General features: G+C 70.3%; 12 protein-coding genes. 11 read left to right on the plus strand and 1 reads right to left on the minus strand.

The window, feature by feature from the left end:
• Positions 1-57: 57 nt before the first annotated feature.
• Entirely contained in the window at positions 58-558 is a 501-nt protein-coding gene (bldD, locus tag AB0J12_RS16860) for a transcriptional regulator BldD (RefSeq protein WP_110626898.1), read from the minus strand.
• A gap of 343 nt (positions 559-901) precedes the next feature.
• Here bldD and pyrR point away from each other — a divergent pair, with 343 nt between their 5' ends.
• The 11 genes from pyrR (at position 902) to rpoZ (ending at position 12,486) form a co-directional block, all read left to right on the plus strand.
• A complete protein-coding gene (gene pyrR / locus AB0J12_RS16865) occupies positions 902-1,459 on the plus strand; it encodes a bifunctional pyr operon transcriptional regulator/uracil phosphoribosyltransferase PyrR (RefSeq protein ID WP_363265048.1) in 558 nt (185 codons plus the stop codon).
• 91 nt (positions 1,460-1,550) lie between these two features.
• Positions 1,551-2,528, plus strand: coding sequence for an aspartate carbamoyltransferase catalytic subunit (locus AB0J12_RS16870; RefSeq protein WP_363265049.1), 978 nt, complete (start codon positions 1,551-1,553; stop codon positions 2,526-2,528).
• A gap of 3 nt (positions 2,529-2,531) precedes the next feature.
• Entirely contained in the window at positions 2,532-3,818 is a 1,287-nt protein-coding gene (locus AB0J12_RS16875) for a dihydroorotase (RefSeq protein WP_363265050.1), read from the plus strand.
• A complete protein-coding gene (locus AB0J12_RS16880) occupies positions 3,815-4,375 on the plus strand; it encodes a hypothetical protein (protein ID WP_363265051.1) in 561 nt (186 codons plus the stop codon). Before AB0J12_RS16875 ends, AB0J12_RS16880 begins: the two co-directional genes overlap by 4 nt.
• Positions 4,372-5,514, plus strand: coding sequence for a glutamine-hydrolyzing carbamoyl-phosphate synthase small subunit (gene carA, locus AB0J12_RS16885; protein ID WP_363265052.1), 1,143 nt, complete (start codon positions 4,372-4,374; stop codon positions 5,512-5,514). The genes AB0J12_RS16880 and carA overlap by 4 nt, the downstream gene beginning before the upstream one ends.
• On the plus strand, positions 5,507-8,815 hold the full coding sequence (gene carB, locus AB0J12_RS16890; RefSeq protein ID WP_363265053.1) for a carbamoyl-phosphate synthase large subunit: 3,309 nt from the start codon (positions 5,507-5,509) through the stop codon (positions 8,813-8,815). The genes carA and carB overlap by 8 nt, the downstream gene beginning before the upstream one ends.
• Positions 8,816-8,876: 61 nt before the next feature.
• Entirely contained in the window at positions 8,877-9,983 is a 1,107-nt protein-coding gene (locus tag AB0J12_RS16895) for a quinone-dependent dihydroorotate dehydrogenase (RefSeq protein WP_363265150.1), read from the plus strand.
• Complete coding sequence (pyrF, locus tag AB0J12_RS16900; protein WP_363265054.1) at positions 9,980-10,825, plus strand: orotidine-5'-phosphate decarboxylase; 846 nt, start codon at positions 9,980-9,982, stop codon at positions 10,823-10,825. Before AB0J12_RS16895 ends, pyrF begins: the two co-directional genes overlap by 4 nt.
• Before the next feature lie 320 nt (positions 10,826-11,145).
• Positions 11,146-11,469 (plus strand): integration host factor, encoded by a 324-nt coding sequence (locus AB0J12_RS16905; protein WP_003977346.1) that lies wholly within the window; start codon positions 11,146-11,148, stop codon positions 11,467-11,469.
• 60 nt (positions 11,470-11,529) lie between these two features.
• Positions 11,530-12,123 carry a guanylate kinase gene (gene gmk, locus AB0J12_RS16910; RefSeq protein ID WP_363265055.1) on the plus strand — a complete coding sequence of 198 codons (594 nt, stop codon included), beginning with the start codon at positions 11,530-11,532 and terminating at the stop codon, positions 12,121-12,123.
• 90 nt (positions 12,124-12,213) lie between these two features.
• Positions 12,214-12,486 (plus strand): DNA-directed RNA polymerase subunit omega, encoded by a 273-nt coding sequence (gene rpoZ / locus AB0J12_RS16915; protein WP_004933985.1) that lies wholly within the window; start codon positions 12,214-12,216, stop codon positions 12,484-12,486.
• The last annotated feature ends 3 nt before the right edge of the window (positions 12,487-12,489 follow it).

A 12,489-nucleotide genomic window follows, 5' to 3' on the forward strand; every position in this document is an offset into this window, starting at 1 on the left:
GGAGCCGTGCGGCTCCGCCCCTGGTAGTGACGTTTCTGCTGAGGGCGCCCCGAGCGCTCAGCTCTCCTCGTGGGCGACCGCGCGACGCGCGTCCGCGTCCAGCACGCCCCAGCTGATCAGCTGCTCGGTGAGGACCGAGGGCGACTGGTCGTAGATGACGGCGAGTGTGCGCAGGTCGTCCTGGCGGATGGAGAGCACCTTGCCGTTGTAGTCGCCGCGCTGGGACTGGATCGTGGCCGCGTAGCGCTGCAGCGGGCCCGCTTTCTCCACCGGGACGTGGGCCAGGCGCTCCAGGTCCAGGACGAGCTTCGGCGGGGGCTCGGCGGCACCGCCGGGGGTCGTGCCCGGGAGCAGCTCCTGCACCGGAACGCCGTAGAAGTCCGCCAGCTCGGCGAGGCGCTGCACGGTCACGGCACGGTCGCCGCGCTCGTACGAACCGACCACGACCGCCTTCCAGCGTCCCTGGCTCTTCTCCTCGACACCGTGGAGGGAAAGGCCCTGCTGGGTGCGGATGGCCCGGAGCTTGGCCCCGAGCTGTTTGGCGTATTCGCTGGACATATAGCTCCCCGGCACTGTGTCGACGCGACTGGCTTCGTCCATGCCGCGCGGCTGGTAACTCACTGTGAGGTTACGCAGCGTGATTCTCCTGCGTCAAGCCGAATGGTCCACACCGACTCTTCCGTGGTAGTGGCCACCGACTACGCCGGGCGGGTGGTGACGGGGGGCCGGGCGGGTGGCGCCCCGGCGCGTCGCGGACCGTGCCGGGGCGATCCCGTGGGTGTCGTCCCGGGCGGTGCGGGGGTGGTCACCCGGGTGCCGTCGCGGCCTGCTACCGTGGATGACGCAAACCCGACGTCCTTTAAGGTCCGTCCCGTGAGGCGGAGAAGGAGGTCCTTTTCGTATGGACACGCAAGCGTCCGATGCGAGGCCCGTTCTCGAAGGCCCCGACATCGCGCGGGTACTGACCCGCATCGCCCACGAGATCGTCGAGCGCGCCAAGGGCGCCGACGACGTGGTGCTCCTCGGCATCCCCACCCGGGGCGTCTTCCTCGCCCAGCGGCTCGCCGCCAAGCTCGAGCAGATCACCGAGCGCAAAGTGCCGGTCGGCTCGCTGGACATCACCATGTACCGCGACGACCTGCGCATGCACCCACCGCGTGCGCTGGCCCGCACCGAGATCCCCGGTGACGGCATCGACGGCAAGCTCGTCGTCCTCGTCGACGACGTGCTGTTCTCCGGCCGCACCATCCGCGCCGCCCTCGACGCCCTGAACGACATCGGGCGCCCCCGCGCGGTGCAGCTCGCGGTCCTGGTCGACCGCGGCCACCGGGAACTGCCGATCCGCGCCGACTACGTCGGCAAGAACCTCCCCACGTCGTTGCGGGAGACGGTCAAGGTCCTTCTCGCCGAGGAGGACGGTCGCGACACCGTGCTGCTCGGTGTGACGGCCGACCAGTAGCACCTCGCGCGCCGGGCCGCTTCGGCATGCCCGCACACGCGCCGATGTGCGCACATCCTCCCGAATTGAACTGCCTTACGGAGCCTGACAGATGCAGCGTCATCTCATCTCGGCCGCCGACCTCACCCGCGACGACGCCGTCCTGATCCTCGACACCGCCGAGGAGATGGCCCGGGTCGCCGACCGGCCGATCAAAAAGCTGCCGACCCTGCGCGGCCGCACGATCGTCAACCTCTTCTTCGAGGACTCCACCCGCACCCGGATCTCCTTCGAGGCCGCCGAGAAGCGGCTGTCCGCGGACGTCATCAACTTCTCCGCCAAGGGCTCCAGCGTCTCCAAGGGCGAGTCCCTGAAGGACACCGCCCAGACACTGGAGGCGATGGGCGTCGACGCCGTCGTCATCCGGCACGGCGCCTCCGGTGCCCCCTACCGCCTGGCCAACTCCGGCTGGATCGACGCCGCCGTCATCAACGCCGGCGACGGCACCCACCAGCACCCCACCCAGGCCCTGCTGGACGCCTTCACCATGCGCCGCCGGCTGGTCGGCCGGGACGCCGGACTCGGCCAGGACCTCGCCGGCAAGCGGATCACCATCGTCGGCGACGTCCTGCACAGCCGGGTCGCCCGCTCCAACGTCGACCTGCTGCACACCCTGGGCGCCGAGGTCACCCTCGTCGCGCCGCCCACCCTGGTGCCGGTCGGCATCGAGACCTGGCCCTGCGAGGTCTCCTACGACCTCGACTCGACGCTGCCCAAGTGCGACGCGGTGATGATGCTGCGCGTCCAGCGCGAGCGGATGAACGCCGCCTTCTTCCCCACCGAGCGCGAGTACTCCCGCCGCTACGGCCTCGACGGCGACCGCATGGCCAAGCTGCCCGAGCACGCCATCGTGATGCACCCCGGCCCGATGGTCCGCGGCATGGAGATCACCGCCGAGGTCGCCGACTCCGGCCGCTGCACCGCCATCGAGCAGGTCGCCAACGGCGTCTCCATCCGGATGGCCGTCCTGTACCTGCTGCTGGGCGGCAACGAGCCCGCCGTCACCCACACCCGCATCGAGGAGAAGTAAGACATGAGCAAGATCCTGGTCCGTGGTGCGAAGGTGCTCGGCGGCGAGCCGCAGGACGTCCTGATCGACGGTTCGCAGATCGCCGCGGTGGGCCAGGGCCTGTCCGCGGAGGGCGCCGAGGTCGTCGAGGCGGCCGGCAAGGTGCTGCTCCCGGGCCTGGTCGACCTGCACACCCACCTGCGCGAGCCCGGCCGTGAGGACTCCGAGACCGTGCTCACCGGCACGCGCGCGGCGGCCGGCGGCGGCTACACCTCCGTGTTCGCCATGGCCAACACCTTCCCGGTCGCCGACACCGCCGGTGTCGTCGAGCAGGTCTGGCGGCTCGGCAAGGAGCACGGCTACTGCGATGTGCAGCCCATCGGCGCCGTCACCGTCGGCCTCGAGGGCAGGAAGCTCGCCGAGCTGGGCGCCATGCACGAGTCGGCCGCCGGCGTCACCGTCTTCTCCGACGACGGCAAGTGCGTCGACGACGCCGTGATCATGCGCCGCGCCCTGGAGTACGTGAAGGCCTTCGGCGGTGTCGTCGCCCAGCACGCGCAGGAGCCGCGGCTCACCGAGGGCGCCCAGATGAACGAGGGCGTCGTCTCCGCCGAGCTGGGCCTGGGCGGCTGGCCGGCCGTCGCCGAGGAGTCGATCATCGCGCGGGACGTGCTGCTCGCCGAGCACGTCGGCTCCCGGGTGCACATCTGCCACCTGTCGACCGCCGGCAGCGTCGAGATCGTCCGCTGGGCCAAGTCCCGCGGCATCCAGGTCACCGCCGAGGTCACCCCGCACCACCTGCTCCTCACCGACGAGCTGGTGCGCACCTACAACCCGGTCTACAAGGTCAACCCGCCGCTGCGCACCGAGCGTGACGTGATGGCCCTGCGCGAGGCCCTCGCCGACGGCACGATCGACATCGTCGCCACCGACCACGCCCCGCACCCGCACGAGGACAAGGACTGCGAGTGGGCCGCCGCCGCCATGGGCATGGTCGGCCTGGAGACCGCGCTGTCGGTGGTCCAGGCGACCATGGTCGACACGGGCCTGCTGGACTGGGCCGGCGTCGCCGACCGGATGTCCGTCAAGCCCGCCCAGATCGGACAGGCCACCGGACACGGCCGCCCCGTCTCGGCTGGTGAGCCCGCCAACCTCACCCTCGTCGACACGGAATACCGTGGCCAGGTGGACCCCGCGGGCTTCGCCTCGCGCAGCCGCAACACCCCCTACGAGGGGCGTGAGCTGCCGGGCCGTGTGACGCACACGTGGCTGCGGGGCAAGGCCACGCTCGTCGACGGGAAGCTCACGTGACACCTGCACCACTGCTCACAGCCGCAGAGAAGTCGGCACCGGTCACCGACTGGGCCGCCCGCCTCGGCTGGGTGATCGGCCTCCTCCTCTTCGTCGCGCTCGTCTACTGGCTGATGCGCGAGGGCTGGAAGTGGCGCGGCACCCTCCAGGGCGACCTGCCCGAACTGCCCAGCGCGCCGGAGAGGACAGGCCCGGCGAAACTGAGCATGAGCGGCCGCTACCACGGCTCCACCACCGCCGGACAGTGGCTCGACCGCATCGTGGCGCACGGCCTGGGCACCCGCAGCCGGGCCGAGCTCACCCTGACGGACGAAGGACTGGACGTCGTACGCCCCGGCGCGCGCGACTTCTTCGTCCCGGCCGCGCAGCTGCGCGGGGCCCGGCTGGACAAGGGCATCGCCGGCAAGGTCCTCACCGAGGGCGGACTGCTGGTGCTGACCTGGGCCCACGGCGACAAACTGATCGACTCCGGCTTCCGCTCCGACCACGCGGCCGAGCACACCGAATGGGTCGACACCCTGAACGACATGATCAACAAGACGGAAGGCGCACGATGACGACCTCCACAAGGGGAACCGAGAAGGTTCCCGCCGTACTCGTCCTGGAGGACGGCCGGATCTTCCGCGGCCGCGCCTACGGGGCCGTGGGGGAGACCTTCGGCGAGGCCGTGTTCTCCACCGGCATGACCGGCTACCAGGAGACCCTCACCGACCCCTCGTACGACCGGCAGATCGTCGTCGCGACCGCCCCGCAGATCGGCAACACCGGCTGGAACGACGAGGACGACGAGTCGGGCCGCATCTGGGTCTCCGGCTACGTCGTGCGCGACCCCGCGCGCGTGCCGTCCAACTGGCGCGCCAAGCGCTCCCTGGACGACGAGCTGGTCAACCAGCATGTCGTCGGCATCTCCGGCATCGACACCCGGGCCCTGACCCGCCACCTGCGCGAGCGCGGCTCCATGCGCGCCGGCATCTTCTCCGGCGAGGCCGTCAGGTCCGACGGCGAGCTGCTCGCCCTGGTGCAGGCCCAGCCCCACATGAAGGGCGCCAGCCTGTACGAGGAGGTCGCCACCAAGGAGGCCTACGTCGTCCCGGCGGTCGGTGAGAAGAAGTTCACCGTCGCCGCCGTCGACCTCGGCATCAAGGGCATGACGCCGCACCGCATGGCCGAGCGCGGTATCGAGGTGCACGTCCTGCCCGCGACCGCCACCGCCGACGACGTCTACGCCGTCAGCCCCGACGGCGTGTTCTTCTCCAACGGCCCCGGCGACCCCGCCACCGCCGACGGCCCCGTCGCCCTGATGCAGGCCGTGCTGGAGCGCAAGACCCCGCTCTTCGGCATCTGCTTCGGCAACCAGATCCTCGGCCGCGCCCTCGGCTTCGGCACCTACAAGCTGAAGTACGGCCACCGCGGCATCAACCAGCCGGTCCAGGACCGCACCACCGGCAAGGTCGAGGTCACCGCCCACAACCACGGCTTCGCCGTGGACGCGCCGCTCGACCAGGTCAGCGAGACGCCCTTCGGCCGCGCCGAGGTCTCCCACGTCTGCCTGAACGACAACGTCGTGGAGGGGCTGCAGCTGCTCGACCAGCCAGCCTTCTCCGTCCAGTACCACCCCGAAGCGGCCGCCGGCCCGCACGACGCCGCCTACCTGTTCGACCGCTTCGTTTCCCTGATGGAGGGCCAGCGTGCCTAAGCGCACCGATATCCAGTCCGTCCTGGTCATCGGCTCCGGCCCGATCGTCATCGGCCAGGCCGCCGAGTTCGACTACTCCGGCACCCAGGCGTGCCGCGTGCTGAGGGCCGAGGGCCTTCGCGTGATCCTCGTCAACTCCAACCCGGCGACGATCATGACCGACCCGGAGATCGCCGACGCCACCTACGTCGAGCCGATCACCCCGGAGTTCGTCGAGAAGATCATCGCCAAGGAGCGCCCCGACGCGCTGCTGCCCACCCTGGGCGGCCAGACGGCCCTGAACACCGCCATCTCCCTGCACGAGAACGGCGTCCTCGCCAAGTACGGCGTCGAGCTGATCGGCGCCAAGCCCGAGGCCATCCACAAGGGCGAGGACCGCGACCAGTTCAAGGAGGTCGTCGAGGAGGTCCGCAAGAAGATCGGGCACGGCGAGTCCGCCCGCTCGGTCATCTGCCACACCATGGACGACGTCCTCAAGGGCGTCGAGACCCTCGGCGGCTACCCGGTCGTCGTGCGCCCCTCCTTCACTATGGGCGGCGCCGGCTCCGGCTTCGCGCACGACGAGGAGGAGCTGCGCCGCATCGCCGGCCAGGGCCTCACGCTCTCCCCGACCACCGAGGTGCTCCTGGAGGAGTCCATCCTCGGCTGGAAGGAGTACGAGCTGGAGCTGATGCGCGACAAGCACGACAACGTCGTGGTCGTCTGCTCCATCGAGAACTTCGACCCGATGGGCGTGCACACCGGTGACTCCATCACCGTCGCCCCGGCGATGACGCTCACCGACCGCGAGTACCAGATCCTGCGCGACGTCGGCATCGCCGTCATCCGCGAGGTCGGCGTCGACACCGGCGGCTGCAACATCCAGTTCGCGGTGAACCCCGAGGACGGTCGCGTGATCGTCATCGAGATGAACCCGCGCGTGTCCCGCTCCTCGGCGCTCGCCTCCAAGGCCACCGGCTTCCCGATCGCCAAGATCGCCGCCAAGCTGGCCGTCGGCTACACGCTGGACGAGATCCCGAACGACATCACCGCCGAGACCCCGGCCTCCTTCGAGCCGACCCTCGACTACGTCGTCGTCAAGGCCCCGCGGTTCGCCTTCGAGAAGTTCCCGCAGGCCGACTCCACGCTGACCACCACCATGAAGTCGGTCGGCGAGGCCATGGCCATCGGCCGCAACTTCCCCGAGGCCTTCCAGAAGGCGCTGCGCTCGCTGGAGAAGAAGGGCAGCCAGTTCACCTTCGTGGGTGACCCCGGCGACAAGACCGCCCTCCTCGAAGAGGCCGTGCGCCCCACGGACGGCCGGATCAACACGGTCATGCAGGCCATCCGCGCGGGCGCCACCCCCGAGGAGATCTTCGACTACACGAAGATCGACCCCTGGTTCGTCGACCAGCTCTTCCTGATCAAGGAGATCGCCGACGAGCTGGCCGAGGCCCCCGAGCTGACCTCCGACCTGCTCGCCGAGGCCAAGCGGCACGGCTTCTCCGACCAGCAGATCGCCGAGATCCGCGGCCTGCGCGAAGACGTCGTCCGCGAGGTCCGGCACGCCCTCGGCATCCGCCCGGTCTACAAGACGGTCGACACCTGCGCCGCCGAGTTCGCCGCGAAGACGCCGTACTTCTACTCCTCCTACGACGAGGAGAACGAGGTCGCACGGCGCGAGAAGCCCGCTGTGATCATCCTGGGCTCCGGCCCGAACCGCATCGGCCAGGGCATCGAGTTCGACTACTCCTGCGTCCACGCCTCCTTCGCGCTCAGCGACGCGGGCTACGAGACGGTGATGGTCAACTGCAACCCGGAGACCGTCTCCACCGACTACGACACCTCCGACCGCCTGTACTTCGAGCCGCTGACGCTCGAGGACGTGCTGGAGATCGTCCACGCCGAGCAGCAGGCCGGCCCCGTCGCCGGTGTCGTCGTCCAGCTCGGCGGCCAGACCCCGCTGGGCCTGGCGCAGGCGCTGAAGGACAACGGTGTGCCGATCGTCGGCACCCCGCCCGAGGCCATCCACGCGGCCGAGGACCGGGGCGCCTTCGGCCGGGTGCTGAAGGAGGCGGGCCTGCCGGCTCCCAAGCACGGCACCGCGACCACCTTCGACGAGGCCAAGGCGATCGCCGACGAGATCGGCTACCCGGTCCTGGTCCGCCCGTCGTACGTCCTCGGCGGCCGCGGCATGGAGATCGTCTACGACGAGACCCGCCTGGCCACCTACATCGCCGAGTCCACCGAGATCAGCCCGACCCGTCCGGTGCTGGTCGACCGGTTCCTCGACGACGCCATCGAGATCGACGTCGACGCGCTCTACGACGGCGAGGAGCTCTATCTCGGCGGTGTGATGGAGCACATCGAGGAGGCCGGCATCCACTCCGGCGACTCGGCGTGCGCGCTGCCCCCGATCACGCTGGGCGGCTTCGACATCAAGCGCCTGCGCGCCTCCACCGAGGCGATCGCCAAGGGCGTCGGGGTGCGCGGCCTGATCAACATCCAGTTCGCGATGGCCGGTGACATCCTCTACGTCCTGGAGGCCAACCCGCGCGCCTCCCGGACCGTGCCGTTCACCTCCAAGGCGACCGCGGTGCCGCTGGCCAAGGCCGCCGCCCGCATCTCCATGGGCACGACCATCGCCGAGCTGCGCGCCGAGGGCCTGCTGCCCAGGACCGGCGACGGCGGCGAGCTGCCGCTGGACGCGCCGATCTCCGTCAAGGAGGCCGTGATGCCGTGGAGCCGCTTCCGCGACACCTCCGGCCGCGGCGTGGACACCGTCCTCGGTCCGGAGATGCGCTCCACCGGCGAGGTCATGGGCATCGACTCCGTCTTCGGCACGGCGTACGCCAAGTCGCAGGCCGGCGCCTACGGCCCGCTGCCCACCAAGGGGCGCGCGTTCATCTCGGTCGCCAACCGCGACAAGCGCTCGATGATCTTCCCGGCGCGCGAGCTGGTCGCCCACGGCTTCGAGCTGCTGGCCACCTCCGGCACCGCCGAGGTCCTCAAGCGCAACGGCATCAACGCCACGGTCGTGCGCAAGCAGTCCGAGGGCGAGGGCCCCAACGGCGAGAAGACCATCGTCCAGCTCATCCACGACGGCGAGGTCGACCTCATCGTCAACACCCCGTACGGCACCGGCGGCCGCCTCGACGGCTACGAGATCCGTACGGCGGCGGTGGCACGCTCCGTGCCCTGCCTGACGACGGTCCAGGCCCTGGCGGCCGCCGTCCAGGGCATCGACGCCCTCAACCACGGAGACGTGGGCGTGCGCTCCCTGCAGGAACACGCCGAACACCTGACCGCGGCCCGCGACTAGCAGCCGACGAGGGGGACACCGGATCAGCGGTGTCCCCCTCGTCATGAGGACACCGACACCGATGTACAAGATCTTCTTCAAGCTCTTCTTCGCGCGCATGGATCCCGAGCAGGCCCACTACCTGGCCTTCCGCTGGATCCGCCTCGCCGCCCGCATCCCGGTGCTGCGCACCTTCGTCGCCGCCGCCCTCGCCCCCCGCCACAAGGAGCTGCGCACCGAGGCCCTGGGCCTGCGCATGCACGGCCCCTTCGGGCTCGCCGCCGGCTTCGACAAGAACGCCGTCGCCATCGACGGCATGGCGATGCTCGGCTTCGACCACGTCGAGATCGGCACGGTCACCGGCGAGCCGCAGCCCGGCAACCCCAAGAAGCGGCTGTTCCGCCTGGTCAAGGACCGGGCACTGATCAACCGCATGGGCTTCAACAACGACGGCTCGCTGGCCGTCGCCGCCCGCCTGGCCTCCCGCGACCCCGCCTTCAGGACCGTCGTCGGCGTCAACATCGGCAAGACCAAGGTCGTCCCCGAGGAGGAGGCCGCCGCCGACTACGTGAAGTCGGCCGAGCGCCTCGCGCCGTACGCCGACTACCTCGTCGTCAACGTCTCCTCGCCGAACACGCCCGGCCTGCGCAACCTCCAGGCCACCGAGGCCCTGCGGCCGCTGCTGACCGCCGTGCGCGAGGCCGCCGACCGCGCGGTCACCGCGCGCCGCGTCCCGCTCCTGGTCAAGATCGCGCCGGACCTCGCCGACGAGGACATCGACGCGGTCGCCGACCTGGCCGTGGAGCTCGGCCTGGACGGCATCATCGCCACCAACACCACCATCGCCCGCGACGGCCTCGGCCTGCGCTCCGAGCCGTCCCTGGTCAAGGAGACCGGCGGCCTGTCCGGCGCCCCGCTCAAGGAGCGCTCCCTGGCGGTCCTGCGGCGCCTGTACGCGCGCGTGGGCGACCGCATCACCCTGGTGGGCGTCGGCGGCATCGAGAACGCCGAGGACGCCTGGCAGCGCATCCTGGCCGGGGCCACGCTCGTCCAGGGCTACAGCGCCTTCATCTACGAGGGGCCCTTCTGGATGCGCGCGGTCCGCAAGGGACTCGCCGCGCGCCTGCGCACCAGCCCGTACGCCACCCTCGCCGACGCGGTCGGCGCCGACGTGAGGAAGTCCGCATGAGTGCTCCGGAGCCCTTCGGCGCCCGCCTGCGCCGGGCCATGGACGAGCGCGGCACGCTGTGCGTCGGCATCGACCCGCACGCCTCCCTGCTCGCCGAGTGGGGCCTGAACGACGACGTGGCCGGCCTGGAGCGGTTCACCCGCACGGTCGTCGAGGCCGTGGCGGACCGGGTCGCCGTGCTGAAGCCGCAGGCGGCGTTCTTCGAGCGGTTCGGCTCCCGGGGCGTGGCGGTCCTGGAGAAGGCCGTCGAGGAGGCCCGGGCGGCCGGCGCGCTGGTCGTCATGGACGCCAAGCGCGGCGACATCGGCTCCACCATGGCCGCGTACGCGGAGGCGTTCCTGCACAAGGACTCCCCGCTGTTCTCGGACGCCCTGACCGTCTCGCCCTACCTCGGCTACGGCTCGCTCAGTCCGGCCGTCGCGCTGGCCCGGGAGAGCGGCGCCGGCCTGTTCGTGCTGGCGCTGACGTCGAACCCGGAGGGCGGCGAGGTGCAGCACGCGGTGCGCGCCGACGGCCGCAGCGTGGGCGCGACCATGCTGGCGCACCTGGCGGCCGAGAACGCGGGGGAGGAGCCCCTGGGCTCCTTCGGAGCGGTCGTGGGCGCCACGCTCGGCGACCTGTCCTCGTACGACCTCGACATCAACGGCCCGCTCCTCGCGCCCGGCATCGGCGCCCAGGGAGCCACCCCGGCGGACCTTCCGCAGGTCTTCGGCGGCGCGGTGCGCAACGTGGTGCCGAACGTCAGCCGGGGTGTGCTGCGCCACGGCCCCGACGTCGTCGCTCTGCGTGACGCGGCGCAACGCTTCGCAGACGAGGTCCGTGCCGCCGTGACGGCCGTCTGAGAGCCGGAGGTGAACCGGAGGTCTCGTCGGAGGGGTCCGGCGAGGACTTCCGGGGCGTCTTGAGTCTGGATACAGTCTCAAATCCGGGGCAATATGTCCTAAATGTCCGTCCTGACGGAGGCTGACCAGGACTTTTCCGCTGTTCTCGCTGACTCTGGCGGACTTGACCGCTAGTCTCCGACGTGTGGGGGCACCACCCACGCCCCCAAGACTGTGGGGGAGAACGGGCGAGCGTGTTGCTCGTGGCTCCCCAGGTGTGGGGCGTACTAGGTTCCTCACCGGTCCGTATCCGACAGTTCGACATCCGAGGTGACGTAGGCGTGGCTCTTCCGCCCCTTACCCCCGAACAGCGCGCAGCCGCGCTCGAAAAGGCCGCCGCGGCTCGCCGGGAGCGGGCCGAGGTCAAGAATCGACTGAAGCACTCCGGCGCCTCCCTGCATGAGGTCATCAAGCAGGGCCAGGAGAACGACGTCATCGGCAAGATGAAGGTCTCCGCTCTGCTGGAGTCCCTGCCGGGCGTGGGCAAGGTCCGCGCCAAGCAGATCATGGAGCGACTCGGTATCTCCGAGAGCCGCCGCGTGCGCGGGCTCGGCTCGAACCAGATCGCTTCCCTGGAGCGCGAGTTCGGCAGCACGGGCTCCTGAACCGGGTCGTCGGCGAGAAGGGAGTCCCGGGCACTCCGGGATTGCTGGAATAATCGCTGCATGGCTGTAACACCCCGGGGGACGACCCCCGAGCCCCCGGACGTCCGTCCGCGGCTGACCGTGCTCTCCGGCCCCTCGGGGGTCGGCAAGAGCACGGTCGTCGCTCATATGCGCAAAGAACACCCCGAGGTCTGGCTCTCGGTGTCGGCGACGACCCGCAAGCCCCGCCCCGGCGAGCAGCATGGAGTCCACTACTTCTTCGTCACGGACGAGGAGATGGACAAGCTGATCGCCAACGGCGAGCTGCTGGAGTGGGCCGAGTTCGCCGGCAACCGCTACGGCACGCCGCGTGCGGCCGTGCTGGAGCGGCTGGAGAACGGTGAGCCGGTCCTGCTGGAGATCGACCTCCAGGGCGCCCGCCAGGTCCGCGGGTCGATGCCCGACGCCCAGCTGGTGTTCCTGGCCCCGCCCTCCTGGGAGGAGCTGGTGCGCAGGCTCACCGGTCGCGGCACCGAACCGCCCGAGGTCATCGAGCGCCGCCTGGGGGTGGCCAGGACCGAGCTGGCCGCCGAGCCGGAGTTCGATACGACCCTGGTCAACACCTCCGTCGAGGACGTGGCGCGCGAGCTGCTAGCCTTGATGGACGTTGTGTGATCAAAACTGGTCACCTCGGTGTGATCAGAACTGAGTGTGATCAGAACTGGTCACCCTGACTGTTTTTTCCCATCCATCGGAAGGTAGAGCGTGTCCTCTTCCATCTCCGCGCCCGAGGGCATCATCAACCCGCCGATCGACGAGCTCCTCGAGGCCACCGACTCGAAGTACAGCCTCGTGATCTACGCGGCCAAGCGGGCCCGCCAGATCAACGCGTACTACTCGCAGCTCGGCGAGGGTCTCCTCGAGTACGTCGGTCCCCTCGTGGACACGCACGTTCACGAGAAGCCGCTCTCGATCGCCCTGCGTGAGATCAACGCGGGTCTGCTGACCTCCGAGGCCGTCGAGGGCCCGGGCCAGTAAGTC

Source organism: Streptomyces sp. NPDC049915, assembly GCF_040656475.1.
Classification (GTDB): Bacteria; Actinomycetota; Actinomycetes; order Streptomycetales; family Streptomycetaceae; genus Streptomyces.

Coding starts and splice junctions, on each gene's coding strand:
- gmk (WP_363265055.1), top strand. CDS start 11,530: ATGGCTGTAACACCCCGGGGGACGACCCCCGAGCCCCCGGACGTCCGT.
- AB0J12_RS16875 (WP_363265050.1), top strand. CDS start 2,532: ATGAGCAAGATCCTGGTCCGTGGTGCGAAGGTGCTCGGCGGCGAGCCG.
- AB0J12_RS16895 (WP_363265150.1), top strand. CDS start 8,877: ATGTACAAGATCTTCTTCAAGCTCTTCTTCGCGCGCATGGATCCCGAG.
- carA (WP_363265052.1), top strand. CDS start 4,372: ATGACGACCTCCACAAGGGGAACCGAGAAGGTTCCCGCCGTACTCGTC.
- pyrF (WP_363265054.1), top strand. CDS start 9,980: ATGAGTGCTCCGGAGCCCTTCGGCGCCCGCCTGCGCCGGGCCATGGAC.
- bldD (WP_110626898.1), bottom strand. CDS start 558: ATGTCCAGCGAATACGCCAAACAGCTCGGGGCCAAGCTCCGGGCCATC.
- AB0J12_RS16870 (WP_363265049.1), top strand. CDS start 1,551: ATGCAGCGTCATCTCATCTCGGCCGCCGACCTCACCCGCGACGACGCC.
- pyrR (WP_363265048.1), top strand. CDS start 902: ATGGACACGCAAGCGTCCGATGCGAGGCCCGTTCTCGAAGGCCCCGAC.